A 26451-nucleotide genomic window follows, 5' to 3' on the forward strand; every position below is an offset into this window, starting at 1 on the left:
ACCTTATTTACGTTTACATTATTTTCTGCTTTTCCCGAATTTCGGGGTGATGCCGATGAAGAACTCGAAGTTGATGCCGGGCATAGGACGCGACAGCACCGAGAGATAGTCCTCGTTGAACAGGTTATTGACGGCAAGTTTCAACTGTACATCCAGCGGTTTGAACGACAGCATTTTCTCCAGTGAGATATTGCTCATGAAATACCGGGGCAGGTGGCCTGTCAGCGTGTAATCGTTGCTCGACATGGTGAAACGTTCCGAGTAGTAAGCCCACTTGTAGAGGAACGCCCACGTCCGCCATGACAGCCGTCCTGTCAGCGAGGCGGAGTGCTCCGGCACGTAAGGCAGTTGTTTTCCCACCGACTGGTCGGCGGGCGACATCTTTTCGCCCTCGTTGATGGAGGGGGTCCACGAATAGGAACCGTTCAGGTCTATCAGCCAGTCCTTTGCCGGCTGCACGGCAAGGTTGGCCTTCACTTCGACACCGTAGGCATGGACTTTCTTCACGTTGCGCGGCGAGAAGAACCCCTTGGTCGTCGGCAGCCAGATGATCCAGTCGTCGATGTAGGAGTCGAACCAGCTTGCGCTGCCGCCCAGTTTATATACCCCCTTTTTGCCGACATCGAAACTCACTCCGGCGTCATAGCTGAAGCCGTGTTCGTTTTTAAGGTCGGGGTTGCCGCCCGGCAGAAAGTAGAGGTCGTTCAAAGTCGGAAAACGATAGTTGCGCGATACGGAGGCTTTCACCATCACGTTCCCTTTGCGCGAAATCAGTCCGTCGATGAAGAATGCCGGGATGAGCGGAGCCCATTTGTCGCCCGACATCTCCTCGCGCAAGACCAGCGACAAGCCCAACGGCTCGACAGGCTGCCATTTGGCCGATACAGAACCGGAGAGCTCGACACGCCCCTTGTCATATCCGACGACGGCTTTGTTGCCATCCTGAAGGATGATGTTCTTGTCTTCGCTGCGCACGAGATGCTGGTACACGGATACGTTCGAGGTGAAGAACCATTTCCTGCCGGGCGAGTATTCCGCTTCCGCCTGTCCGTAGAACGTGTTTATCTTGCTCCGCGAACGGGTCATGGAGGCCCAGTTGTCCGGCGCCACCTCACGACGGTAGTCGTAGGCCATCCACGTATGGATATAACCGCCTTTCACGCCGACTTTCCATTTCTCTTTGATATGGTCCCATGACAGGACACCACGAAACGTCTGCTCCCGCTGGCGGTTCTCGAAGGCGGTCTCATCGCCGTAATCGGTCGTGAGCATCGGCAGTTCCCGGTTGGAGTTGATATACCATGCGTTCAACCCGAAACGGTCGCCTTTCAGGGTGTTGTAATATACCTCCTGCAACAGGTGCAGGTCCTTGAACGAACCCGATCGGTTGCGTTCCTTGGGATGATACTGTCCGATGATGTTCTTCTCCTCGTCGTAGATATTTATCTTCTTGTCGTGGTTGGTGTACTTGTAATCGTTGGGCGACGACGAATAGACCGCGCGGGTCGAGACCTGCCATCGGTCGCTGCCGTAGGTGAAGCGGGCGAACTCGTCGAACGTGCGGAACGACCCGATGCCCTGCACGTATTGGGCATGGAAGCCCTCGCCGACCTGCGGCGTAGTACCGAGTTTGACAAGTCCGCCGAGTCCGCCGCCCGTTTCATTCACCGACGACGTGCCATGAAGCAGCGAGGCCTGATCTATGAAGTAGGACGGTATGGTGGAAAAGTCGGTCATACCCAGCATGGGATTGTTGATGCGCATGCCGTTCCACGTCACCTGCGTGTGGCTGGGCGACGTGCCGCGGAAAGCAACGGTGGAGAGCGTGGCGCGTCCGTAACTCTTGACGAACACGGACGAATTGAACGTCAGAATGTCGGCCATCGATAAGGCAATGTTCTCTTTCAGTGCGAGCGAGTCGAACTTCGTCTTCTGCACGCCGATTTCTTTCATCGGGCGTTTGCCCCACACCGTGACCTCGTCTATCTGGTGGATGCGTCGTGTGATTCCCTGCGCGGACAATACGGACGGACAGACGAGCAGTAGCGAGAAAAGTATGTATTTCGTATAAATCATTTGATTCCGTTTTTAGGGTGGGTATTCGCGGAAAAATGTACCGTGGAGGATGCCGGCACGGACGTTTGATGCGGGTCGAACCCATTCTCTTCAAGCAGTTGTCCGTATTCTTCCTCGAACGAGATCTCCTGATGGATTGTATGCTGCTCCTCGATGTGCCGTCTGAGCCGGTGAAGGTCGCTGAACGACACGCTGAACGAGTCGAATCCGGCAGCCCAACCGGAGAAGTCGGCATATTCCGGGGTTTTCTGGTATACCGTTCCCGTGGCGCCTTTCACCTTGTTCACGATCTTGCTGAAATCCCCGGAATTCGGAATCTCGACAAGTACATGCACGTGGTTGAGAAAGGCATTGGCGGCATGTACGCGGCAACCTTTCCCTGTAAAAATCCGTGTCATCCGCTCGAGCATCAATCCTTTTCCCGTTGTCGGAATCGTCATCTTGCGTCCTTTGGTAACGAAGATGAGATGGTATAGGTGTCGTATCCTGCCCATCACTTCCAACAAAATGCGCCGGGGATTATCCCGACATAGAATTCATCGATCAGTTCACCTTCGGACGAGTAGCGGTAGACAATGCCCTGCTGCTGGTAGTCGATGGCATCGGCCACGTAGACATCGCCACGCACGGGGTCGACGGTCAGGCCGTAATAAATCGTACCGCTGTATTCGAGGAACGGGCGCACGGGAACACGTTCCGCATCCACGTCCATCGACCATATGTCCTTGTTGATCCAGTAGAGCTTGTCGCCCGTACCGTTGAGCTGCACCTCCGAAGGCCAGTCGCCCATCTTGAACTTGAACTGCTTCTCTACGGTGAACGTCTCGGCATCGATGCGGTAGAGAGACGGGGCTTCGTAGCCGTAGGGCGAACCCTCGTACCCACCGTCGGTGATCGTCCACATCTTGTGGTTCTTGTCCATTACCAGCGAGGTGGGCTGGATGCCGACTTTCAGTTCTTCTACCACCTGATCCGTTTCGGTATCGATCTTGATGATGCGGTTTTGGTACGACCAGCAGTTGCAATAGACATATTTGCCATACTGCACCATCTGCTCCGTGGAGCCGCTTTCCATCGTCATGTCCGGCACCTGGATGTAACCGGTGATTTCATATTTCTTGGGGTTGATGATGAAGATGCGGTTGTCCCACAATTGGGTGACATAGGCTTTCTCGTCGCTGAGGAAATGGATATAGCGCGGCGAAGTCAGGTTCGTGATACGGCCCACCTCTTTGAACGTATTGAGGTCGATGGCGAAAATCACGTGGGAATTGTTCACCACGACCCAGCCCTTATTGTCGTGGATGCACATCGATTGCGCCACGTCGCCCAGCTTCATGCCGTTGGCACGGAAGAACACTTCATTCTGCACCTGTTGGGTTTCGGGGTCGTAGTACGACAACGTGGCATTGCCGTACTGGAAGTTGCCCTCGTTGGTGATGAACAACCCGGCTCCGGTAGCGTTGAAATCTTCCACCGCATCTCCGTAGTCCCACTCCATGCAGCCCGCCAGCAACAGCGGCAACCCGCATAGAAGAATGATATGTCGTATCAGATGTTTCATTGGCTTGTTATAAACGGGAAAGAGTACCGGTCTTTTGGCCAGTACCCTGTTCCCTTGTAAAATAATGGGTGTTACTGCTGGGTATAGCGACCGGCTTGCATATCCTCGTAGGTGGGGTTATAACCGCAATTGGTTACAAGCCAGTCTTCTTTCTTGATTTGTTCTTCTTCTACAAAAGATTTGAAGAACGTATAATCAACAAACCGTGTCAACCGGATAAATCGAACTCCTGAGAGTTTTGTTAAAGTTGGCATATTGAAAGTCGTAAGCGATGCTGCATTTGCAGCACAAAGTGTTCCATCAATGGCCTGCAATTTGGGGCATGAAATAGTTTTTACGGCACGAACAGTCATACCAACACCCCCGACATGTTCCAATGACGGAAATGTAAAATCTTTATTTGATGCCATAAAATCTAAAGAACCATATAAAATATTATTAATCACCCCTTCTTTGATATATTGAGGATTGCTTGAACAACCGACTGACTTTAAATTCGTAAAATCATAATCATAGTTAGAAACAGCGTTCAGATTACCGATAATACATAACTGACCTCCGACAATTTCCAATTTCGGGAACGAGATATTGTTTGCCATTGTAGTTTCGATGCTTAAATATCCATCTACACTTACCAAGTTAGGGGCTGAAACGCCTTTTTTTGAACCTCTTATAATTTCCATATTCCCGTAAACTCGTTCAAATTGGAATACAGGATCTGTTGTCATATTGCTAGAATACTTAAAATTCTTAATACTCTTAAAATTCAATTCTGGATCTATTCCAACACTTGAACCGGTAATACCGCTCGGAGCTAGAAACATGCTAACTTGCGACATATCCTCTTTTGTGATAATTTTTGAGAATATAGTCCCGTCTGTAATAGAAATTAAAGGTTCGTTATCCTCAAAAGGTACAAAATTTACTTTGCTCAAATCTAAAATTCGATCAGAACACTCCAATAAACGCAGCAAGGTCAGTCCTCCGAGTTGTTCTAATTTACTCCAATCCGGCAATTTTTTCAAGACTTGGAATTTAGATATTGTCAATGTGCCTTTAACAATCGACAAGTTAGACAGTCCATCTATTTCTTGTAATTTATTATTTCCCGTAGATGTAAAAGCATCGGACGCAATATAACTGGAAACGAGATTAAGGTCGCCGTTTACTACCGATAATTCCGGCAATGAAAGGGTCTCCAACGGAATCGGTATAGAAGCAAAATCCACACTTCCAACTTCTTGTAATTTCGGAAATTCCAAAGAAATCATTTTGCCTAAATTATTAACCCCTAAGCGACCGTTTACTTTTGTCAATTCAGGAATTCTCAAAGATGTGATTTCTCCTCCTGGTTCTCCGTCACTTGTCAGACACTGGAGATCAAAATCCTTTACGACAGTGGTTAATTTAGGGAATTCAAAACTTTGTAGAGATGAAGTCCTGAATATTATATTTCCATCAATCGTTTCAAGGTTGTCGAATTGCACATATGCTACTTGATTGTTGCAGACAACGATGTCGCCAGTAATATGCTGCAAAGATCTCATACTGACCATCTGCAATTTACTGTTGGTCGCAAAGGCAGTTTCAGTTCCTATTTGCAAACCTCCAATTGAAGTGATATTATCAAGTCCCGTAAGATCTTGTCCAACATAACTTTTCCGAATGATGATGTTTCCTTCGACTTCCTTCAATATTTTTAATGCGGCGATATCCGACAATTCTTCTGCATCCTCAGCATCCGACCCGATAATCAAATCACCTTTGATAACCGTTACGTCCGTATCAATGAAAGCCGTAACATCCGCTGTTGTCTTCAATTCCACATCCCCTTCATAGCGAATCTCGTCTTTAATGACTTTATATGTATAATCATTCGCTTCTCCATTGTAAGAGGTTACACGAAACGTTCGTTCCGTATCCCAGTCAGTAATGCTTGCCGGATCGGGAATAATTGTTGCCGAGGATGTGTATTTGAATTCGACTTGAGCATTATTTAACGAAACAGTATATGGAACTGTTATGGTAATTATATTGTCAATTATTTCCGCTGTATAGGATTGACTTGCCACAGTCATCACGACTGATGTGATAAAATTGTCATCGGCATCAGCAGGACTTTCTGGAGTCTGATTATCTTCTGAACATGATAAAAAAAGAAATGGGGCAATGAATAGTAAAAGCCAAAACTGTCTCATATTATTGATTATTAGTTATTGATAAGTCTTCAAATGAAAATACTTCTGTGGATATCTCTCCAAGCCAACCACTTTTCGATAATACTCCACACTGAACTTTGATAAAGTCTATATATTGCAATTTTACTGGAGTCCCGTCATGATATATTGCATTGGCTATTTTGAATCCGTTGCGCTGACCGCTACCATCAATGACATTTCCTCCTACCAGATTATCTGAACCCATATTATCCACATACCCCCACTCATAAGCGTTATTCGCCCAATATCCTGTAACGGGATCTTGATTGTTGCGAGGAGTCAGACGCGTCCCATATAATGTATAGCTATCTTCTTTAATCCAATTGGGATAATAATATTCTTGGCCATGGTATGCATTCATATCGACAGAACCTGAATTACCTTCACTATCTACCCACGGAGTATGTGCTCTGGGTGCAGGTCTATAGTAAGTTACTTCGTAGTCTTGTATTGTACCATCGATGCCGGTTTCAGATCCTTTTAATTCATACCATTCATCGTCTGGCTGGCCATTGCCATTTATATCTTGCATTACCCAAACAATGCCCGGCTCATTTGAGCCACCGCTCGAACTGTTAAAAGCATTTCCTTGTATTGCAAAATCGTATTCTCGGCCACTCGGAGCAATACTATGGTCAAAACCGATGATGATATAACCACCGAAAGATCCCAGTGAAACATGCGCTTTTTTGTTCAATCGTTTCGTTGCATACTCTATGGCTTGTTGGGGCGTCGTTTCATTTCCTATAAATCCGGTATTTTGGGATAACTCATTAATAAACTGTCCGGGAGCAGGAATGAATTCATAAACCTTATCCCAAATACCTGAACTTGTCGCTGTCGCTTGCCGATAGCGTTCTTGTTCCGTTTTTTCTTCACAAATAACCTTAACTGTCGTTGTAATTGAAGTATTACTACGTGTTATGTTACGTGAAAGTGGCTGTGTGTTGGGCATTTTTTCTGTAACAGTAACAGCAACGAAATATTCTCCAGGAGTCGTCGGCGTGAATTTAAAAACCCTGTCGGTAGCGGCTTCCATAATTTTTCCATTGACCTGCCATTGATACTGTGGATAATCGAAATATTCCAGCAAAGGCCGCAAATATACAGGACGCCCTGCAAAAGTATAACGATCCGTAGAAGTTTGTGTATAGGATGGTGTCGGAAACCGTACGGAATAAGGCATTGTTTCCACAACTTCTACGTCGAAATCACGGATTGTTTCTCCGTCTATATTGGATGCCCGGATTGTTATCGAATATGTACCGAGTTCTTTTTCGTGAAACGTATATGCTTTTTCTGTTCCGACGATTTCTCCATCGCGTACCCATTCAATTCTAAAATTTTCAAGATCGTCATGTTGAATATCTGGAGATAAAATATAATCCGTGTTTTGAGGCACTTTTAATCCTTTAGAGGGGATTATGATTGAAATTGTAGGTGGAGTTAACTCCAATACTTCTACTTTTAACTCTTCTTCCGCATAACCCTCTGGTGTATCAACTCGCAATTTGATATATAGATGTTGTTCCTGATTCCATGTATACTTCAATATTGATTCAGATGAAAGAAGTTTTCCATCTACTGTCCATGCATAAAGTGCATTATTCGCATATTTATATGTCGGGGCAATTGTCAGTTCACGCCCAACTTTGATAGTGTAAATGCCAGTCTCACTATCGAGTTCAATTATAGGAGCTTGTTTTATTGCTTCAGTAATTACATCGTTCTTATTACAGCTTGTAATAAAAAACAAAAGTACAAGAATACTAAATATGAAAGCCTTCATAATAAAAAAGGCATAGAACTGAAATCAGTTCTATGCCAAACTATATTAAATTGTTATTCTATTGTAACGTCGTCTATACAAAGATACGCCGGAGTATTGAGTCCATATATAGGATCGACATCAGATCCTTCAAAATTGAATTTTACACTTTGCACATCCGCTACATTAATATCCCAATATGTCCATGTAGTTACGGGGGACACTGTTGGTTTATCATATCGGTAGTCGGCCAACAATTTCGATACAGTGGTGATCAAATTTCCATCTACGTCATAACATTCGATGTTGACTTGGAAATATCCTATATTGTTGCCGTCAGAATCTTTCAGATTACTCAACGGTGTTGCAACACCCGATGTTCCGAACTGATTACCATTTATAATCACACCATAGGTATATGCTGTGTTACAATACCATAAACCCTTGAATTTGCGAGGGGAGTCAAAATAGAATTCAGGTTTGGCCATCCACTCCGTATTTCCGAAATCAGAGTAGCCGTATACAACAGCAAAATTGGAACCGCTGTGACCTGCCCCTGTATTGGCCCCATCTGTGGATGCTGTATTATAGACACTACATTGATTCTCCCAAGTATACCACCAATTAGTTCCAGAAGTCTTGCCGGCAGCAGAATCAGAACGATAATTGTATTTCGACAACGCAATGGCACCACTGGAAAATTCAGTATACGCTCCATAAGAATTGGTTACAGTATTCATGTCGGAGACAAACACAAAATCGGGATCGTATATTTCCCTGATTTGGTTCTCTGCAGTATATCCATAAAGCGTGTAGTAGTTCTCTGCTTTAGGCGAAACCGCCATGAATGTTTCATCGAAGTCATCGAATGTAATGGTTGTAGTGCCATCATCATTAAAGTTGGCTCGGGTTTCGGGAGTTACTGAATCAGTTTGAGGATTCATCAAAAAGTCATCGTCTGAATTACAGCCGGTGAACAGGGCGGTTGCCGTCAACAGGAAAGCTCCCGCCAGAAAGCGTAAATTTCTTTTCATAGCTTACTTGTTTTTTAATAAAACATATTTTTAACAAACACAAAAAATCCCGTTCGCGCAGGTTTACACGAACGGGATTATGTTTGTCTTCAAATATGAGAATGACTCCTACGGCATTCCGTATCTGATCGCAACCCGATTTTCTCCCGCGGGTGTAAATCCTTTTCCGGTCATGGCAGGTCTTCTGACTCGTCCCAGTCGTCGCGCCTTCCCAGCATTACACCAGTGGCAGGTTGCGGCAACCTTGAGGGGACTTACAGCAGCGGGTACTGTCCCGGATTCTCACCGGATTCCCTTTTCATCCGTGGCGGCGAACCGCCCGGAACCATTTCCAATTACAAAAATACAAATATTTTTTATAATAATATCATTTACACGAAAAAAAATCCGCAACCTGCCGGAATCATTCCGCACTATACTTTCAGAAAAAGGTTTCATGGCAAAGATTCTCATCGCCCGGGGACAGGCGACCATCTATGTCCAGAAGGACGGGTATACCATAACCCAGTCTTTGGGTGAATACGTGTTCCCCGCGGATGACACGGGGAAGATTCTCTCGTCCGTCACTCTCACCTCGACCGTACGGGTGATGTGCGGGGACGAGGAACTCACGGCCTTTACCATCGGTGCGGTGGGTAAGCCGGCGGGATTCTCATCCGTTACCGTCAATAACGGCACGAAGACCTTAACCTACGTTATCACCGCCGGTACGACGACCCTCGCCGACCACGGAACAATAGATATTCCCGTGACAATTTCCGGTATTGTCTATCATCTGTCGTTCGTCTGGTCGAAAGCCAAGGCGGGTATCCCGGGCAAGGACGGGGTCGATGCCGACATGCTCGACTGGGTCAAGGAGTGGAATACGGGTAAGACGCTCATCAACGGCAACACGGTCATCACCCCCAAACTCTTTGCGGGCACGAAAAACAGCGACGGCACCGTCTCCGGGATAGCCATAGGCTCGTTTACACTCAATACGAAGACCTCCTCGGGAACGATCGCCGCAGAGGCGGTAAACGGCATCTATGGATTTAGGGATGGCTACAAAACCTTCTATGTAGATAACGGCGGTAACGCCCAGTTGGGTTATGGCGACCAGTATGTCAGGTATAACGCCACGACAGGCAAGGTCGAGTTCGGCAGCGGAGTGAGTCTGAACTGGGTCGGTGCGACCTACATCGACAAGGACGGCGTCTTTACCGGAACACTCTCGGCCGATACGATTAAGACGATTTCCATCAGTGCTTCCCAGATCACATCGGGGATTATCGCTGCGGCACGCATCGACACGGCGGCGTTGAAAGCCTCCTTGATTACCGCCGGAAACATCGAAGCTCTGACCTTGAACGTTACAAAAGGGAAAATCGGCGGCTGGACGGTGGATGCCGACTCCCTTTACCGGGGTACGAAGAACAACACTGTGGGGAGCTGCACCTCTGCCGCAGGTAGCATTACGCTCGGCTCGAACGGTATCCGGGGCTATAAATGGCGGCTGGATGCCTCGGGAGCCGGAGCGGTCGCGGGCGGCAACATCGCGTGGGACGCTTCGGGCAACGTCACGTTCGCCTCGACGGTCAGTGCCTTGTGGACGGCACCTATCGGCTCCCTCACCACGGCTTTGGGCGGCAGCGGCTATCCCAAGCTGACGAAGATCACGGCCGACGGAATCTATACCGGCAGTATCACCGCCTCGCAGATTACCGCAGGAACCATCTCCGCCGACCGCATAGCGGCAGGCAGTATAGCGGCCTCGAAGCTCGATGCCGCCAGCATCAGGTCCTCCATCATCAACACGGACTATATCAACGGCCTGAGCTGTACCTTCACCAAAGGAAAAATCGGCGGCTGGATGATCGGGGCTTCGGCCCTCACTGCCACGCATATCTCGATAGACAGCGGCAACAGACGCATCGCGGTGTACGGGGCCAATTCGGGTGTCGCTAGCGGGCAGCGGGTGCAGCTCTACTACAACAGCGACACGGACTTCGGGCTCTATACCACGGACAGTGCAGGGTACTGCGTGGCACAGCTGGGTTCGAGCAACAGCATAGCCGGCTGGACGATCGACACGACTTCCATTCGCAAGGGCAACGTGTCGCTGGGCAGCGACGGCTCGATCATCAACTCCACGAAATGGAAACTGAACAACGACGGTTCGGGGCAGATCGCCTCGGGCAACATTGCATGGGACACTGCCGGGAACGTTACGTTCGGGGCTTCCGTATCGCTGCAATGGAAGAACGACATCGAAGCGGCCAAGGTTACGAACTTCGGCTATCGATATTACAAGAAACTCATCATCAACGGCGACGAAGCGACCTATTATCCAGTCGTTTTCAAAGGTGGCGACCAGAACATCAAACGTACCATTCTCGTCCGTCGGGGATATGCCGAGCAGGCTCCGGTCTCGTGGAACACATCCACGCACAAAGGAGGTCTGATCGTACTTATCAAAACCAACTTCGGCGGTTGGGGTGGCATTGCCTATTCATGGGATATCTATGACCTTTCCGAGACCTACTGCCGGATGTTCGCCGGGGCGCAGCTGTGCGGCAACTACTGCATGTTCGCCGTCTTCCTGCGTGGCGGCGGCGATACGGGTGCCGTGTACCACCTCTACTCCGACCAGCCGATAGAGAGCAGCAGTTATAGTCCTTCGCCGATTCCGGCAGCTCCGCAAATCGCTTACGGCAACGACCTTATCTTCCAGAGCGGTTCCACACAAGCCTATGCCCCCGCGCCGCGCACCCTCACGGCTGCCGTCGAGGAGGAGATCCGCCGCCATCGGTTCATTGCTCTGGCGCAAAGCACGGACAGCACGCTTGCGGCGCACCCGCTGACCTATATCGGCTCGACAGGGATTTACACGGGCACCCTTACCGCGGCGCAGGTCAACGCCGTGGCGATCGATGCCGGCAGTATCAAGACGGGAACACTTTCGGCAGACCGTATCGCCGCGGGCAGCATCAGCGCCTCGAAACTCGATGCCGTGGGTATCAAGTCGTCCATTATCAATACCGATTACATCAACGGTCTCAGCTGCACGTTCACGAAGGGCAAGATCGGCGGTTTCTCCATCGGCAGTGACAACATGACCATAGGGAACGTCGGAGCTGTGGGTGCCATCCCGTTGCAAATCCGTTCCGCCTCCACGGGCAGCGGTTACTGGTACACGGGAGCCTACAAGCCGCTGGGTATATGCCTTACGTGGTATCAGAGCAGCAATGCAGGGCATATCGTCCTCGGGCAGGTGGCGGCATCCGGCAACAGTGTCAAGACCGGATTCATAGGTCTTCAGATGATGTCATGGGACAATCTGGAATACTTCTGCCTCTCGGTGAACTATACCAAAAGCGGCAGCAAGGAGGTATACAACCGTATCGCGGGGTGGGCCTTCGACCACAACCATATCTGGAAAAACAACATCTCGCTGGGCAGCGACGGATCTATCGCCAACTCCACGAAATGGAGTCTGAACAACGACGGGTCTGGGCACATAGCCTCGGGTAATATCTCATGGAATGCCGCCGGCACGGTTACCTTTGCCGCATCCGTATCCGCCCAGTGGACTACGGGCATCACGACGGCGCAGGAACTCGCTTCGGCCATGGCGTTCGGGAAGATGCTCTACCGCGACCCGACTTTCTGGAACGGAAACAACGGTGTCGTGGTTTACAACAACTCCCAGAACGGTATGGTGACCGTTACCCGGCAGCAGGATGCCACGGCACCCAATGACAGCAAGTATGTCCTGAAAATCCAGACCAGCGGCAGTGCCAGCCCTCGCAACGGAGGCTTCTATTTCGGGGCGAAATGCGGTTACCGCAAGGTGCTCGTCGCCCGCATTATCGCCAAGATCCCCGCCGGCAGAAATCTCTGTTGGGCGACGAACAGCGTCGGCACGGGAGGTTCGCACCGGTGGCTTACGTCGAACGCCGGCACGGGCGACTGGAAAGAATACGTCTACAAGGTCGTGTGCGGCACCGCCGATTTTTCCAGCACCCATTTCTTCTACGTGGACGGCACGCAGGGGACTTCCGATACGCCTGTCATCTGGTATGTGGCCTATGCCACGGTCTTCGACCTTACCTCCACGGAGAAATACACGACCACCATCGATGCCAACGGCATTTACACGGGAACCGTACGCGCCAACCAGATTATCGTGGATTCCGCCCTGACTGTCGGAGGGAGCAGCTATAACGGCAGCATCTCCGTCAAGGATGCGAACAATAGCGTAAAGGTCACGCTGGACAGGAACGGTATCACGGCCGTGAGCGGCAAGATCGGCGGCTGGATTCTCGGAACAAGCGCCCTGACCGCTTCGGCTCCGGCCTCGGGGCACCGCATCGTTATGGGGGCTTCAGGATATATTTACCACGACAACCCTTCCACCGGAGTAAACTATTGGGCGCTGAACACGGACGGTTCCGCCACGTTCGGGTGCGGGAAAATCTCCTTTGCCAATGACGGATCGGGTTATCTGGCCAACCAGAATATCAAATGGGACGCCTCGGGAAATGTCACGATGACGGGCACCATCAACGCCAATGCCGGCACCATCGGGGGATTCGTCATCGGTCAGGGGCGCATCGGCTCGACGGCGACAGGAACCGGCTCAGGCGGCGGCCTTGCCATCTACGACGACCTGTTCCGCGTGGGGGACACCATTTCGTATGTCCTGTTCGGCAGCAACACCATACCGGCATCCGCCGGCGGATCATGTGCCACCGGACGTATTGTGAACAACAAGGTGAACAGCATCTTTAATAACAACTACGGGCTTTATATCGATGTCAAAAACGGTAACCGTAACTACGGAATATGGTCCAATGCCTCTGTTATAGCCCCTGCCTGCATCGGCAACAAGATCAAGAATGTCTATTTCACAGGCAGCGGTTACACGATCGATTTCTCGCAGTTCAACATCTTTTTCGTTTATGCCAACCAGAAGTACAGCGTGACCCTGCCGTCGGCATCGTCCGTGGCCACCATGTTCGGTTACTCGACTCTGCCGTCGGACTTCGCCTGCATATTTACCCTAATTTACAACTACAACTGGGGGAATAGCCTTGTATTCACCAATATCCGTAACCACAACGGGGATCTTGCCAGTTACACGTTAGCCAAGGGAGACTCCATTACGGTATTGTGCGCCAATTACCCCTCGTTCCATTACCAGATATTAAATCACTCTTATTAAAAACTTTTCTGCTGGGAATATCCCTACACTTAATAAAAACAGAAGCGAATTATGAACATCACCAACGTAACGGTAACCAAGGTTGCCGAAGAGAGCACGGAGAATGCCGACTACCAGTTGGAATATTCCATCGTCAATGACGCGCTGACCCGCGTCCACGCCTCCATCCGCAAGAAGGATACGGATGGCTCGGGGAACGCTCCGCAGATAGGTATCATCTACATGGAACAAGGCGTTATTTCATGCAACATTCCTATGGGAGAGCCGCTTGCACCCCTGTTTCATGATTTCGATACCATGATCGACGAAATAAAAAAGAGTAACGTACAAAATGCATAAATAATATGGAACTGTCAGTCAAAGACCGCCTTTACCTGCCGTCCTTTTTGCCGGCACGGGGCAACTTCAAGGACTTCAACCTCAAAAAAGAGATTCTGCGCAAGATCGCCATTCCGGACGAGGAGCGCAAAGCCATCGGTCTTCACGAGAATGCCGAGGACAAGCGCATCGAATGGGATGTGGAGAAGGAGAAACCGCTTGCCGTGGAGTTCTCGGGGGACGAGATGGAGTATCTCCGGAAAGCCTGCGAACGCATCTCGGACGAGGAGCTTCCGGACGATATGTGGGCTACCGTGTCGCGCATCTACGATTTCATTCAGGAGAAGTAAACCATCCTTTCTTTCTGCCGCTACTCTTTTGAAAAGAGTGCCCGGTCGTACTCTGATGTATGGTCGGGCTTTTTGTTGAAGTATCGTTCATGGCAAGACAGGACATAACAATGGACGCCGAATACGGTGAGGTGGAGACTTCCGGCAATATCGCCGGCAAGAGTTTCTACGACTTCCGCCTGCTCGATGCCGTCGCGGGTGCGGACAACGACACCTTCCGCTACGGAGAGATTACCGTCCCCGTCGGCTTCGTGTACACGTATAACGACGGCAAAGGGTTCCATGTCAGGATTCCCTATACGCCCGACATGCGCCGCCTGACGGTCCGTCTGGTTATGGAAAGCGGTTCGGGCGGCACGGAGTACCTGAGAAATCCTGCGACGGGCAAACATTGGTTTCCCGTCGTGGCGGAGACGGAAGCCGGCACGGCCGATATCGCCCTGGCCGCATTTTTCTCCCTCAATGAGAAGGGAGTCTACAACCTGCTGTCACGGGACGGTTACCTTGCCGTGTACAGCGGCTCAGAGACCGACTTCGAAATAGGAGCCGCCAAAGCCCAGAACGAGACGTTTCTGCTGAAAGCTTCAGCCGGAAATCTCTACCAACATTCTACGACAGGTGTCGGCCTCGTCGACTACCTGCATTCGAGTCTGGAAAACAACGGTCTTGCCGCCAAACTGCAGTCGGAATTCCTGTCGGACAAGGTCGTCATCAAGAATGCCTATATGGATTCTGCCACGGGAGAGCTGCTTTTAGAAACCGAGGAAAAGGAGGAGAACGATGGGTAAGTACAGGGTCGTAGCCGGACAGAATATCTACGATGTGGCCCTGTACCTGTACGGCAGCATCGAGGGAGTCGTGGATTTGCTCATCAACAACCCCGATCTCTCCTTCGCCACGACATTGACTGCCGGCCGGGAACTTGTCTACACGGACGATTTCGTTATCCGCGCCGATGTAGTCGCCTATAACGGGTTGCACGGCATCGTCCCCGCTAACGGTGAACGGCATGTCTATCCCAAAACGTTCACCTTGCCGCTTGCTGTCGTCCTCACGCTCGCTGCCGGGATCATCACCGTGCAGTGTGCCGTTTCCGGTGCGGGACAGCTGGAAATCGACTGGGGCGACAACAGCGACACCGAGACCGTCCTCCTCGCGGACACGCCGCAGCTGCTCACCCATACCTTCGACAACAAAGTCAGGGACAGGCGTCGTATCCGTTGGTTTACCGATGCCTGCTTCCGGAGTATCGACTGGAGCGGGCTCAAACCGCGGTCGTTGGTACTGGTGCAGACACTGCCGGTGGAGGAGCTGACGCTCACGCACGCCACACTCTCCTTGGAGAGCCTGCGGCTGCTTTCCGGAACCTACAGCCTGAACCTGTCGAATTGCGCGTTGGCCGATCTTGCACCGCTTGCCGAATGCCGGGAACTGATGACACTCGACCTCTCCGCCGCCCGACTGAAACCGACAGTCATAGATCATTACCTGACAACCCTTGTGGAACATTACGGCGACCGACGGAATTGCACGGTCATTTTACCTACAGCCCCGACGGGAACCTATCGGGAGCCGGACCGGGATACCGAAACGGGGCGCTACCGTATCGCCTCGGGCATGGAAGCCGTATGGGTCATCCTGCACGAGGAGGCCTGGAATGAGGGTGGCGCGTGGAAATTCATTATCGACGATATAACCTATACAGTGGAATGAGCCGGACGATTAAGGAGATATACAATGAAGCCGTGCAGGAACGCAACCGGCGGCTGGAACTGACGGAGTTCGCCAGCGACTCGAAGCTGTCTGTCATGAACGGTATCCTATGGACCGTAGCCGCTGTCATCTACAGTTTCGAGACGCTGCTTGATGTCTTCGCGGTGGATATCTCGGAAGCCATCAACAACCGGATCAACGGCACGCCGGACTACTACGCCAATGCGCTGCTGCAATACCAGCAGGGCGACGAGCTGACCGTCCGCGAGGACGGACTGGCTTTCGGGTATGCCCAGGTCGATGAGACCAAACGCATCATTACGCAGGTCTCCTATGTGGAGAGCACGGACGACAGCAACCTCGACAGCAAGCTGGTACTGAAAATCGCTACCGGCACGAAAGGACATCTGGAAGCTATTCCCGCCGAGGAGCTGGTGCCCATCAATGCCTATATCGGCAAGCTGAAATTCGCCGGCACACGCATCGAGGTCATCTCGACCAAAGGCGACGTGCTGGTGCCGCGTCTTACGGTCTTCTACGATGGTGCCGTTCCCGAGGCGGAGATGTACGACAGCATCGAGACCCGTATCCGGGACTACATTATGGGCATCGACTTCGACGCTGCGGTCTATGTCTCCCGCCTGACGGATGCCATACGCCGTGCCGAACACGTTACAGACGTCTATATCGACGAGACGGCAATCCCCGAGCAGGGCGTGTTTATTGCTTGCCACGATACGGACGGGCAAATCCAGCCCCTGCAACGTGTCGGCCGCATGACATACACCGCCTCGGGCTACCTGAAAGAGTCCTCGCGCAAGGACGAGGAGTCGGAACTGCCGACCTTCCGGGAAGCCATCACGCTCAAAGTCGAAAACCATGAGATATAAGCTGCCCATAGACCGTTCGGTGAACCGGCTCGTGCCGCACTACCTGTCGGGACGGCGGTTCATCCTCTTCGTGCAGAGCTGCCTCTATCCCTTGCAAAGCCTGAACGAACGGTTCCGTACGTTTGCACGGGAACGGCATATCGAGGCGCGCATGACCTCACAGGTCATCTATTTCGAGTGGTTCCTGAACTACCGGTTCGGTAAATACATCAAGGACGGCAAGGACCGCATCTTCATCAAGGACAGCACGAGTGTCGGTGTGGACCTGTACCACGAAGGGGCGGAATACCAGCGTCCTTTCACCGTATGGTACAACGGGGAACAGGTTACAACGGACAATGAGGCGGAACGCCCCCGTCCGTTCTACCTGCTGGCGGAAGAGAAGCTGATCAACAAGGTCAGCTTCATGGTCTGCGTCCCGCCCGTCACCATACCTCCGCGGGAACTGGTCTATATGCTTTCCTATGTGGTGAACACCTATAAGACAGCAGGCAAGACCTACCTGATCAAGATCGACGAAGACGAATACACCCCCAATAAGAATACAGGACAATGAAAGAATATATTGCGGAAACCGGCGGACGGTATACCTACTCGGACGATATCCTGAACTTGCAGGAACTGGCTCTCAGCATGAGTGCCGTTTTTGACGGCTGCTCGGACTTCATCATCTCCGGATGCGAGATCGAGGGTCCCCGCGTCTCCCCGGGTTATGTCTGGCTCGGCGGAAAGGTACGCCGTTTCGACGGCTGCGCCGATGCTGTCTATCCCTATTATATATACGAAATCAACCGGCATGAATCGGTGGTCTACGCCAATGAGGTCAACAAGCGCGGGCGTACCTGTTATCTCTGTGCCGGAGCCAAGGCTGTCCCGGATACGGTCGATCCGGTTACTGACAAACTGCCGGCGGCCATCGAGGTGACGGAGAGCTATGCACCCCGGTTCATCGACAAGTTCTTCGGCCGCTATGCTGTCCTGCTCGATACACCTTTTGCCCGGCAGACCGTCAAGAAGGATCTGGTGCTGGCCGGAACGTTCACCGGGCAGAAAGAAATCAGCTCCAAGACCGCCGTCTCCGTCAGCGGCGGGAACGGCTACATGCTCAAAGGCATCGTCAAGGCGGACGGCCATGCCGCCATCGGTGCCTACCTGCACGGTCTGCTTGTCAACGAGATTGTCATCCGGACGGACGGCACGTTCAGTTTCATGAAACAAGGCAAGGAACTGGCCAGGGTTACGGAAGACGGCATATCCTGCGGTACTTCGCTGAATGAAAACGCCCGGATCGGGGCTGTCCGCATCAAGGGATACGACATCTATAACACCTCGGATGTGACGGATGAGGGTTGTATCCGTATCAATTACCACGGCACGGAGGGCGGCGGAACAAAATACCGTGACTTTGCCGTGCATGACGGAAAAGCCTGCACCACACCTGTTTTGAAAGTCATCGGGCGTACCGCCACCCTGCAGGTCGGCGGACTGCTCTCCCTGCAAAGCACCGGACGGGGTATCGATATTCAGAATACCGCCTATACGAAAGACAATGCCAGGCTGACAAACCTGATTACCTGGCGCGACAGTGCCGCCGCGCTGCTCGCCACCGTCGGCTTCGACACCGCTGACAGTTTCCGTTTTGCGCTGAGGAACGCTCTGGGCGACATCGTGCTTGCCCCTTTGGGAGCGGTGGATGTGCTCGGTACGCTTAAAATCAACGGAAAATCCGTGTCCGACACCTATGTGACCGTCAGGGCCTTTACGGAGGCGATGGGAAAGAAAGTGGATGTGGTAGAAGGCAAACAGCTCTCTACCGAAGACTTCACGACCGAATACAGGAAGAAACTGGCGGCTATCACTACCGGAGAACTGACGGAGGGCGGCGAAGGTTATGTCACATCGGGAACCGTCGCGGCGGCTTTGAAAATGAAACTCTCCGCCGACGGGAACCTTTCCGATGTCATGGACAAGGCTGCCGCCCGGAAGAATATCGATGTCTATTCCAAAGCGGAAGCCGGGGAGGTATTTCTGGAAATCTCCGAAGGATTGAAGGAGCTGGTGCGCCTGACGGCGGACGAGATCAGCGGGCTGACGGCAGAGGAAGCCGCCGAACTGAAAGCAAAGCGGCAGGCGGCCGTCAGGGATACCCTCGATGCCGAAAAGAAAGGTACCGGGGAGCTGAAACTGGCCAAGACCTCGAACCTGTCCGACCTTCCGGACAAGGGCAAGGCACGCAAGAACCTCGAAGTCTATTCCACGGCCGAGATAGACCGGATGATGGACGGCAAGCTCGGGACTGACTCCGCTTACGAGGGCATTGTCTTCACACCCGAACTCAGGGACAAACTGCTGGAAATCAAGACCGGTTCGTTCGCCTACATAGATGAAGGCGGCATTTCGCACGCGCAGGTCGAGGGATACGTGATGACCTCGCAGGTTGTCAGGGAACTCAAGAAAAAGGCGGAGCGGCTGATGGGCGGCTACAACGCTTCCGAAAAGGATACCATCGCCACCAACCTGAACCTGTATACCAAGGCCGGGGCGGACGCCCGCTTCGCCGCGCTTGAAAACCTGTTCCAGGATTACATCGACTTTTTGACCGGGCAAGGAAAATCCCCCATGGAAGCCCGGCAGCTCCTGCGGAACAAGTTGGACGTGCTGTCCAAAGACGAAATCGTCAAGGACTACCTGCGCAAGGACGGCAAACTTTCCGACCTGTCCTTGCCGACAGCGGAGGCGAAACGGCAGGCCTGCCGCGCTATCGGAGCCGCCTATGCGGAAGAATACCAGCCCCTGCTGGCGGATACGGGATGGATGCACATGGAGAACAGCGGCTCGGGAACAGATACCCAGGGGCTGTTTATCCGCCAGATCGGGAATATCGTGTCCATACAGGGGTATATCAATACCGCACGCAGGGACGGCAGCAACTGGGGCGGCATCGTTGCCGTCATCCCGAACAAGATACAGCCCCCGAGATACAGCGTGCGCTGCAGCGCCGCTGACTGGAACGATGACCACAAGTACAACCGGGGCTCCTCGTTCACCATCTACGGCGGTTCGCGCAGGATACAGCTTTACGAGCGCGGTATGTACAATGTCAATGTAGAACTCAACTTCACCTATTTTGTATAGTCATGAAACATAAACTCAATGTAAACGGCGATATCGAAAGCCGCCGGAGGATTGCGGAGCGCAGGAACGTTCCCATCCGTGAAACCGAACAGCAAACCATTCAACCGCAACATCATGAAACAGAAGAAAATCAGGCGGCAGCCGCAGAAGAAACCGTTTCCCCGGCAGCAGAAGCCCCGAAAGCGAGAAGACGGAAGACCGCAGGGAACGCTTAAGCGCTTTCCTTTCGACGAGACACGGATAGGCTTCATGCTCCGGTATGAGATGCCGGTAGTCTATCATCTGCTCCGCAGGTTATGCGCCACGCAGCAGCCCTTTGAGCCGGACTGGCAGGTCATACGGTCGGTGGCGGAGGCATCGAAAGACCCTTCCTGCGGCAAGGCGAAGTTCCGCCGCTACCTGGACGAGTACCGCCGGGACGGGGTCTATTGCCGGCGCGGGAAACGGCTCACGCCGGGGCGCAAAGCCTACTATGAAGGCATATGCCGCCGCAAGAGAGAAGAGTATATCCGCCGGAACCGCAGGAGGCTGCTCGCCGAAGCGCGGAACGCGCCGGGTGGCGACAGACTGCTCGGGGAGATTAAAAACATTCTTAAAATGAAACGGTAATGCACTGAAGGACAATACCGGTGACAAACATTCATGTACATGTATGGCTGTTCCGGGTGATTTGCCTAATTTTGTATTCCACGGTCGCTGCAAGGCCTTTCCATATTGTCAAATGAGTATCCTCTTTCGGGATACGGTCAGCGAGACATCCTCTCCCAGTTTTATCAGTTGAACGCGGACGGTGCAACCGAACCCGTCCGTCCTGTTACCAGTTTCTTTGCGATGCGGGTATGCCGTGTCGCATTCTTCGGGCATTTTTAAATCCATAAAACAAAGCGTTTATGCAAGAAGAAGAAAAGAACAACGGCATGGAAGGCATGTCTGTCGAGGAAATGTTCCTCGGCGTTCAGGAATCTTATCAGGAGGCACAGTTGCGTGCCCAGGAGGAGAACAGGGCGTTCGCCCGTACGGAGTTCTTCCGCATGGACAAGTTCGGGACTTACCGTCTCCGTATCCTGCCCATCGCTCCCAATCCGGACGGCTCGCCGACACGTCCGGGCTATGAGTATCCCGTCCACCAGCTGCTTCTGGAGCTGGAGAAACCCGCTACGGGGAACAAGCCCCAGAAGATGTATGTCACTGTCACCCGCGCTACCGATGCCGGATATAGCGTTGATCCCATCGAGACTTACCGCCGCATGGCCGTCGAAGCCGCAAAAGAGGACGGGGACGACAAACTGGCGGAAAAAATTGCCGGGGGCTCGTTCGGAGGCGGTCTGAAATACAGTTACGGCCACTGTCTCTATGTATTCGACCTGGGTGAACGTGCCAAAGGCGTGCAGATGATGACCCTTTCCCATGCCCAGTTCAAGGACCTGGATGAGAGGAAGTTCAAGCTGTGGAGCAAGAAACTGGCCAAGAATCCGTCTTACCCGTGCCCGGTTTCCTCGGTGTATGACGCCTATCCGGTGGAGATTGAAAAGCGCAAGAACGGAGCCAAGACCGAGTATGTCATTTCCATTGACAACGAATCGGAACCTGTACCGTTGACCAAGGAGGAGCTGACCGCCCTGATGGGTGCGCTGCGTATCCCGGAAATCATCTACCGCTACACCCGTTATCATCTGGGAGCCACCGTCGAGTTCCTCAAACAGTGCGACGGTATCTACGGCATGTCGCTCATGGAGACGGATGAAATGAAGAGGGTCATCGACACGCTGGACGGTGAACTGCCCAAGGAGGACACATCCGCGTTCTCGTTCGACCGTCGTACGAAAGATAACAGGGAAAACGGGCGTGAAGGCGGAGGCATCTCGCTGGACGACCTTTTCGAACGTTATGACGAGCTTCAGCGGCAGGAACTCGGTGACAAGACCGAGGAGGGCCAGGAGCTGCGTGCGATGATTCGCGGCTACATCGAGCAGGAAGGGCTCTCCGTGCGTGTCACACGCTCCACGAGCAACCGTGAACTGCTCGACCTGATCGAAAGCGAGATGGAGGGTCCGAAGCCCGGTGACGAACCGGAGGATGCCCCCGGGGAGGAAGAAGAGCAGCCGGAGGAAACGGAAGAGCGTGCCGGGCGTCCCCGCCGCCGCAGATAAGCCTTTCACAAGTTCTTGAATTCTAATCCGACGGGAGGCATCCGGGCCTCCCGTCCTAATCACAATCGCTTAGTATGAAAGAAAACAAACCCTGCCTTTTGTTATTGAATGACATCCACATCTCGAAAGACAACATCCCTGCATTCCAGGCCAACTGGCAGGAGGCCATGGGAATTTGCAGGGAACGGGATATCCGGGAAGTGGTTGTCGGAGGAGACCTGTTCTTTTCCCGTGCCGCCCAGACACTCGATGTCCTGCTGGCCGTCAGGGATATGCTTGTATCCGCCGCGGACCATGACATTCATGTCACGCTGGCGGAAGGGAACCACGACAAGGTGAACCAGGAATCCCTGCGCGGATATTGTCATGTCTTCGACCGGCATCCGAATGTGACTGTCGTGGATGAGTACCTGACCCTGTGCCGCCCGGAATGGAAGTTCGCGCTCCATGTAATGAGCTATTTTCCGGAAGACGGCTCTTTTGCCGAAAGGCTCGGACGATTGGCTGCGGAAGCGCTTTCCGGAAAACCGGAGCACTTCCTCTACATCCATGAGGGTATCAACGGGGCATTGGCACAGCCTTCGGAAAAGGAACTGCCTGCCAGGATATTCTCTCCTTTCGACAAGGTCTTTGTCGGCCATTACCACAACCGTACCGTCATTCCGGGGACGGGAATCGAATATATCGGTTCCTCGCGCCAGCATAACTTCGGGGAGGACGAGGAGAAAGGATACACGGTGCTGTATACGGACGGCACGTACGAGTTTGTCAAGAACCGCGTGAACATGCGGTACCGTGTCATGGATATGCCGGCGGAACGTGCCGGGTTGCACCTGATGGACGAGCTGCGTGAAATGGAGGCCGATGGTCGCTACAAGGTCAAGGTGCGTGTCCATGCACCTGCCGCCGCGATGAAATCGGTGGACAAAGCCGCCTTGCTGGAAGCCGGAGCGGCGAAGGTAGAACTGGTTGCCGATGACGAGCAGCTGCCGGAGGCGGTATCCTCTTCGCTCTTCGAGAAATTCGACAGCCGCCGCATCCGGGAAACCTACGAGGACTTCTGCCGGGAGAAACAGATCGAGGATGTGTCGATGGGATTGGAGTATTTATCTAGAATAGAAAACAGATCATGTGGAAATTAAAGACGATAGAAGCCGAAAATCTCTGCGCCTTCCGTTCGCTGTCCTACATGCTGCGGCAAGGCGTGACGACATTGATTTTCGGCGATAACCGGGACAATGAGTCCCAGCAGTCGAACGGGGCCGGCAAGTCTGCCCTGTTGGAATGCATTGCCGTGGGTATCACGGGCAGCCCGCTTAGAAAGATACGCTCGGAGGAGATTATCAACGATGCAGCGGAAGAATGCCGTATCGCTTTGCGTTTCATCAACGATTCCGCCGCCGAGGAACTGCTCGTCAACCGCCGTATCCCGCGCAAGGGGGCTTCCTCTGTCAGCTGTACGCTTTACCGTGGCGGCAAGCAGGTGGTAACCGATGAAGCGGTACAGCCTTCGGTGGATGCCTATAACCGGTATATTCTTGACAAACTGGGTATCACACGCGACGAGCTGCTCAACAATTTCATCCTTTCCAAATACCGGTATGAGAATTTTCTTTCGTCATCGGACAAGGAGAAGAAAGAGGTCATCAACCGCTTTTCCAACGGTATCCTGGTGGACGAGGCCATAGCCCAAGTGGAGGAAGACATCGTGCCGCTCTCTGAAAAGAAACGGCAGGTGGAACTGGAACTGGCCGGGTTGGACGGGCGTATCGGGATGTTACAGGAGCAGATACGCAAGGAGGAGGAAGCCGGAGCCGAGCGGGGGCGTACCCGTGTGGAACGTATCATGGGACTGGAAACGGCCATAGCGGCCAAGAGGGAGCAGATCCGTACCGGGCACGAGAACGTGGACAGGCTTGAGGAACAGCTTGCCGGAGTGCAGCGGGCGGACGAGGCTTTGCAGGAACTGGAAGCCGGAGATACCGCATTGGAAGCATGTCTGGAAAAGATAGCGGAAATGATGTCCCTCTTTCCCGATGCCCGGCAGACGGACTGGGACAAGGTCATTGCCGAAAAGAAAGGACGGTTACAGACCGCCACAGAGCGGCTGAAGGATTGCGATGCCGTCTTGAAGCAGGCGGAACAGGAACTGAAAAACAGGACTGACGGCTGGGAACAGTTCAAGAAGGAGTATGCCGCATTCTGTGAGGCATACAGGGATCAGTCCGATACGACTGCGGAGAGACTGCGGGAAATCGACATCCGTCTGCGCGACCTGTCCGGCAGCATCGAGGAACTGCGTCATAAACGGCGTATCGTTTCTGCCGGTATTGACGGCCTCTCGAACAAACTGGCCGGCTCCATCACCTGTCCTTTCTGCGGGCATGAGTTTCTGGTGGCAGAACCACAGTTCGACATCGAGGCCGGCATGAAGGAACTGAAGCTCCGTCAACGGCAGCTCACGGAAATCAACGGCCGTATCGATGAGAAGCAGGAGGAGACGGATGCCGTGGAGTTGCAGCAGAACCGGCTGAACCATGAGCGCCGGATATTGGAAGGCAGACGCACCGGATGGGAGGAGCAGCTGGCCGGGCACGAACGGGCCATCAGGAATGCCACCCGCCACGTGGAAGAGGTGGAAAGCGGGCATAAACGCATCGCTTCCGAAATTACCGCCCTGCAAAGTGAAATCGAAGGTGTCCGCCGCAAGGTATTCGACGAGGTGTTCGGATTCATAGACGAGCGCAATGCCGCACTGAACCGCGGCATACGGGTAGGCAAGGAAGATATACAGGCTGCGGCCTGCGCCATCGACACTTTGCAGGCCACGATCCGGGAGCTGGATGAGGCGGCTTCACCCGACCTCATACAATCGCTCAAGGACACTCTCCGTGAAACGCGCGGGAAGTCCAACGAGGCGGCAGGGCGCAAGACGGCCGTCGATGCCCGGGTCCGTGCCCTGGAGATACAGCGGGAACGGTTCGTGCAGTTCAAGACCTATCTGGCCAACACGAAAATCGAGGCGCTCAGCCGTATCACCAACGAGTTCCTGCAAGACATCGGCAGCGACATCCGTATCCGCTTCGACGGGTATACCGTCCTCAAGAGTGGTAAGGTAAGGGAGAAAATCTCCATCTCACTGCTGCGCGACGGCATGGACTGCGGCTCGTTCGGCAAGTTTTCGGCAGGCGAAGCCGCCCGTGTGAATTTGGCGACCATCCTTGCCATGCAGAAACTCGTGAACAGCAACTGCGACGGGGACAAGGGACTGGATCTGCTCGTGCTGGACGAGATACTCGAGGCGGTCGATGAAGCGGGGCTGGCCTCCATGTTCGAGGCGCTGAACTCGCTCGGCGGTACCGTGCTGGTAGTCTCGCACGGGAATGTGGCTGAAGGCTATCCGCATAAACTGGTAATCGTGAAAGAGAATGGCGAATCGAGACTCGGAGAATAGCGTACTGACCCGGGAGCAGGTACTGGCGCTGGACATCGCCACGCATACCGGATACTTCTCCCTGCATGAGGCCGGGACATGGAACTTCACCGAAAGCAAACGGCGCAACGGCAACAAGATGCACGGCGCTTTCAGGACTACGCTGCTCTCGCTGCTCCGTCGTTACGGCATCCGCCGCGTCGTGGCCGAGGATGTGAGCGTGAACCGCCATTTCTACGACATGCGGCGGCTCTCGGAACTCAGGGGTATCCTGCTCGAAGTGTGCGATGAACTGGATATCCCGGAACCGGAGTTCGTCAACCCGGCTGTCCTCAAGAAATGGGCGACGGGAGACGGACACGCCACCAAGACGCAGATGGTCGCGGCCTGCAAGGACAGATACGGTATTGTCCCGGTGGATGACAATGCGGCGGATGCCTGCCACCTCTTCTACTATTACATCCGCAGGCACAGGCTGTGACAAGCCGACAACGGTTTGGATTTTTTCCGGGCGGCGGTAATGCTGCCGCCCGTTTTTTCAATTGACGCTCACGGTAGCTGACAGATTAGGACATGAGATTCATTATCAACCTTT

20 protein-coding genes and 1 riboswitch are annotated in these 26451 nt (G+C 52.8%); of the genes, 13 read left to right on the forward strand and 7 right to left on the reverse strand.

Annotated features, from left to right (window positions below):
• Nucleotides 1–18: 18 nt before the first annotated feature.
• From DW947_RS11700 to DW947_RS11725, 6 genes are all read right to left on the reverse strand, one after another.
• The gene (locus tag DW947_RS11700) at nucleotides 19–2076 is read right to left on the reverse strand and encodes a TonB-dependent receptor (RefSeq protein ID WP_004293585.1); all 2058 of its coding nucleotides are present in this window, start codon (nucleotides 2074–2076) and stop codon (nucleotides 19–21) included.
• On the reverse strand, nucleotides 2073–2570 hold the full coding sequence (locus tag DW947_RS11705) for a transposase (protein ID WP_004303978.1): 498 nt from the start codon (nucleotides 2568–2570) through the stop codon (nucleotides 2073–2075). Before DW947_RS11705 ends, DW947_RS11700 begins: the two co-directional genes overlap by 4 nt.
• Complete coding sequence (locus DW947_RS11710; protein WP_004293583.1) at nucleotides 2570–3640, reverse strand: glutaminyl-peptide cyclotransferase; 1071 nt, start codon at nucleotides 3638–3640, stop codon at nucleotides 2570–2572. Before DW947_RS11710 ends, DW947_RS11705 begins: the two co-directional genes overlap by 1 nt.
• 71 nt (nucleotides 3641–3711) lie before the next feature.
• Nucleotides 3712–5838, reverse strand: a complete 2127-nt coding sequence (locus DW947_RS11715) for a hypothetical protein (RefSeq protein ID WP_004303979.1) — start codon at nucleotides 5836–5838, stop codon at nucleotides 3712–3714.
• 1 nt (nucleotide 5839) lies between these two features.
• Nucleotides 5840–7648, reverse strand: coding sequence for a PKD-like domain-containing protein (locus tag DW947_RS11720; RefSeq protein WP_087393864.1), 1809 nt, complete (start codon nucleotides 7646–7648; stop codon nucleotides 5840–5842).
• Between the two features lie 53 nt (nucleotides 7649–7701).
• A complete protein-coding gene (locus DW947_RS11725) occupies nucleotides 7702–8661 on the reverse strand; it encodes a DUF4465 domain-containing protein (RefSeq protein ID WP_004293580.1) in 960 nt (319 codons plus the stop codon).
• Between the two features lie 156 nt (nucleotides 8662–8817).
• Nucleotides 8818–9006: riboswitch (cobalamin riboswitch) on the reverse strand.
• Nucleotides 9007–9097: 91 nt separating this feature from the next.
• On the opposite strand from DW947_RS11725, the gene DW947_RS11730 reads away from it, so the two are divergent.
• The 9 genes from DW947_RS11730 to DW947_RS11770 all read left to right on the forward strand — a co-directional run bounded on the left by DW947_RS11730 (nucleotide 9098) and on the right by DW947_RS11770 (nucleotide 20882).
• Nucleotides 9098–13867 (forward strand): hypothetical protein, encoded by a 4770-nt coding sequence (locus DW947_RS11730; protein WP_004293579.1) that lies wholly within the window; start codon nucleotides 9098–9100, stop codon nucleotides 13865–13867.
• A gap of 51 nt (nucleotides 13868–13918) precedes the next feature.
• Nucleotides 13919–14206, forward strand: coding sequence for a hypothetical protein (locus DW947_RS11735; protein ID WP_004293578.1), 288 nt, complete (start codon nucleotides 13919–13921; stop codon nucleotides 14204–14206).
• Between the two features lie 5 nt (nucleotides 14207–14211).
• Nucleotides 14212–14535: a hypothetical protein gene (locus DW947_RS11740; protein ID WP_004293577.1), complete on the forward strand. Its 324-nt coding sequence runs from the start codon at nucleotides 14212–14214 to the stop codon at nucleotides 14533–14535.
• A 110-nt stretch (nucleotides 14536–14645) separates the two neighbouring features.
• Nucleotides 14646–15323, forward strand: coding sequence for a hypothetical protein (locus DW947_RS11745; protein ID WP_004293576.1), 678 nt, complete (start codon nucleotides 14646–14648; stop codon nucleotides 15321–15323).
• On the forward strand, nucleotides 15316–16248 hold the full coding sequence (locus tag DW947_RS11750; RefSeq protein ID WP_004293575.1) for a hypothetical protein: 933 nt from the start codon (nucleotides 15316–15318) through the stop codon (nucleotides 16246–16248). Before DW947_RS11745 ends, DW947_RS11750 begins: the two co-directional genes overlap by 8 nt.
• Complete coding sequence (locus DW947_RS11755; RefSeq protein WP_004293574.1) at nucleotides 16245–17138, forward strand: hypothetical protein; 894 nt, start codon at nucleotides 16245–16247, stop codon at nucleotides 17136–17138. The genes DW947_RS11750 and DW947_RS11755 overlap by 4 nt, the downstream gene beginning before the upstream one ends.
• Nucleotides 17128–17694 carry a hypothetical protein gene (locus tag DW947_RS11760; protein ID WP_004293571.1) on the forward strand — a complete coding sequence of 189 codons (567 nt, stop codon included), beginning with the start codon at nucleotides 17128–17130 and terminating at the stop codon, nucleotides 17692–17694. Before DW947_RS11755 ends, DW947_RS11760 begins: the two co-directional genes overlap by 11 nt.
• Nucleotides 17691–20273: a hypothetical protein gene (locus DW947_RS11765; protein ID WP_004293569.1), complete on the forward strand. Its 2583-nt coding sequence runs from the start codon at nucleotides 17691–17693 to the stop codon at nucleotides 20271–20273. The genes DW947_RS11760 and DW947_RS11765 overlap by 4 nt, the downstream gene beginning before the upstream one ends.
• Before the next feature lie 114 nt (nucleotides 20274–20387).
• Nucleotides 20388–20882, forward strand: coding sequence for a hypothetical protein (locus tag DW947_RS11770; RefSeq protein WP_119958522.1), 495 nt, complete (start codon nucleotides 20388–20390; stop codon nucleotides 20880–20882).
• Between the two features lie 108 nt (nucleotides 20883–20990).
• Here DW947_RS11770 and DW947_RS21615 read toward each other — a convergent pair whose 3' ends face one another.
• Nucleotides 20991–21149, reverse strand: coding sequence for a hypothetical protein (locus tag DW947_RS21615; protein ID WP_004322843.1), 159 nt, complete (start codon nucleotides 21147–21149; stop codon nucleotides 20991–20993).
• A 14-nt stretch (nucleotides 21150–21163) separates the two neighbouring features.
• Here DW947_RS21615 and DW947_RS11775 point away from each other — a divergent pair, with 14 nt between their 5' ends.
• The 4 genes from DW947_RS11775 (at nucleotide 21164) to DW947_RS11790 (ending at nucleotide 26337) form a co-directional block, all read left to right on the forward strand.
• Nucleotides 21164–22423 (forward strand): hypothetical protein, encoded by a 1260-nt coding sequence (locus tag DW947_RS11775; protein WP_119958523.1) that lies wholly within the window; start codon nucleotides 21164–21166, stop codon nucleotides 22421–22423.
• 74 nt (nucleotides 22424–22497) lie between these two features.
• The gene (locus DW947_RS11780) at nucleotides 22498–23565 is read left to right on the forward strand and encodes an exonuclease SbcCD subunit D (RefSeq protein WP_119958524.1); all 1068 of its coding nucleotides are present in this window, start codon (nucleotides 22498–22500) and stop codon (nucleotides 23563–23565) included.
• Nucleotides 23553–25877 (forward strand): AAA family ATPase, encoded by a 2325-nt coding sequence (locus DW947_RS11785; RefSeq protein WP_119958525.1) that lies wholly within the window; start codon nucleotides 23553–23555, stop codon nucleotides 25875–25877. The genes DW947_RS11780 and DW947_RS11785 overlap by 13 nt, the downstream gene beginning before the upstream one ends.
• The gene (locus DW947_RS11790) at nucleotides 25852–26337 is read left to right on the forward strand and encodes a crossover junction endodeoxyribonuclease RuvC (protein WP_004293563.1); all 486 of its coding nucleotides are present in this window, start codon (nucleotides 25852–25854) and stop codon (nucleotides 26335–26337) included. The genes DW947_RS11785 and DW947_RS11790 overlap by 26 nt, the downstream gene beginning before the upstream one ends.
• Nucleotides 26338–26451: the final 114 nt, after the last annotated feature.

The organism is Bacteroides sp. AM44-19 (assembly GCF_003603395.1).
Classification (GTDB): Bacteria; Bacteroidota; Bacteroidia; order Bacteroidales; family Bacteroidaceae; genus Bacteroides; species Bacteroides uniformis.

What these genes read in the sequence shown, in the direction of transcription:
- DW947_RS11715 (WP_004303979.1), bottom strand. Translation starts at nt 5,838, where the DNA reads ATGAGACAGTTTTGGCTTTTACTATTCATTGCCCCATTTCTTTTTTTA.
- DW947_RS11745 (WP_004293576.1), top strand. Translation starts at nt 14,646, where the DNA reads ATGGACGCCGAATACGGTGAGGTGGAGACTTCCGGCAATATCGCCGGC.
- DW947_RS11765 (WP_004293569.1), top strand. Translation starts at nt 17,691, where the DNA reads ATGAAAGAATATATTGCGGAAACCGGCGGACGGTATACCTACTCGGAC.
- DW947_RS11705 (WP_004303978.1), bottom strand. Translation starts at nt 2,570, where the DNA reads ATGGGCAGGATACGACACCTATACCATCTCATCTTCGTTACCAAAGGA.
- DW947_RS11710 (WP_004293583.1), bottom strand. Translation starts at nt 3,640, where the DNA reads ATGAAACATCTGATACGACATATCATTCTTCTATGCGGGTTGCCGCTG.
- DW947_RS11775 (WP_119958523.1), top strand. Translation starts at nt 21,164, where the DNA reads ATGCAAGAAGAAGAAAAGAACAACGGCATGGAAGGCATGTCTGTCGAG.
- DW947_RS11785 (WP_119958525.1), top strand. Translation starts at nt 23,553, where the DNA reads ATGTGGAAATTAAAGACGATAGAAGCCGAAAATCTCTGCGCCTTCCGT.
- DW947_RS11725 (WP_004293580.1), bottom strand. Translation starts at nt 8,661, where the DNA reads ATGAAAAGAAATTTACGCTTTCTGGCGGGAGCTTTCCTGTTGACGGCA.
- DW947_RS11720 (WP_087393864.1), bottom strand. Translation starts at nt 7,648, where the DNA reads ATGAAGGCTTTCATATTTAGTATTCTTGTACTTTTGTTTTTTATTACA.
- DW947_RS11750 (WP_004293575.1), top strand. Translation starts at nt 15,316, where the DNA reads ATGGGTAAGTACAGGGTCGTAGCCGGACAGAATATCTACGATGTGGCC.
- DW947_RS11700 (WP_004293585.1), bottom strand. Translation starts at nt 2,076, where the DNA reads ATGATTTATACGAAATACATACTTTTCTCGCTACTGCTCGTCTGTCCG.
- DW947_RS11780 (WP_119958524.1), top strand. Translation starts at nt 22,498, where the DNA reads ATGAAAGAAAACAAACCCTGCCTTTTGTTATTGAATGACATCCACATC.
- DW947_RS11740 (WP_004293577.1), top strand. Translation starts at nt 14,212, where the DNA reads ATGGAACTGTCAGTCAAAGACCGCCTTTACCTGCCGTCCTTTTTGCCG.
- DW947_RS11730 (WP_004293579.1), top strand. Translation starts at nt 9,098, where the DNA reads ATGGCAAAGATTCTCATCGCCCGGGGACAGGCGACCATCTATGTCCAG.
- DW947_RS11770 (WP_119958522.1), top strand. Translation starts at nt 20,388, where the DNA reads ATGAAACAGAAGAAAATCAGGCGGCAGCCGCAGAAGAAACCGTTTCCC.
- DW947_RS11755 (WP_004293574.1), top strand. Translation starts at nt 16,245, where the DNA reads ATGAGCCGGACGATTAAGGAGATATACAATGAAGCCGTGCAGGAACGC.
- DW947_RS11760 (WP_004293571.1), top strand. Translation starts at nt 17,128, where the DNA reads ATGAGATATAAGCTGCCCATAGACCGTTCGGTGAACCGGCTCGTGCCG.
- DW947_RS21615 (WP_004322843.1), bottom strand. Translation starts at nt 21,149, where the DNA reads ATGGATTTAAAAATGCCCGAAGAATGCGACACGGCATACCCGCATCGC.
- DW947_RS11735 (WP_004293578.1), top strand. Translation starts at nt 13,919, where the DNA reads ATGAACATCACCAACGTAACGGTAACCAAGGTTGCCGAAGAGAGCACG.
- DW947_RS11790 (WP_004293563.1), top strand. Translation starts at nt 25,852, where the DNA reads ATGGCGAATCGAGACTCGGAGAATAGCGTACTGACCCGGGAGCAGGTA.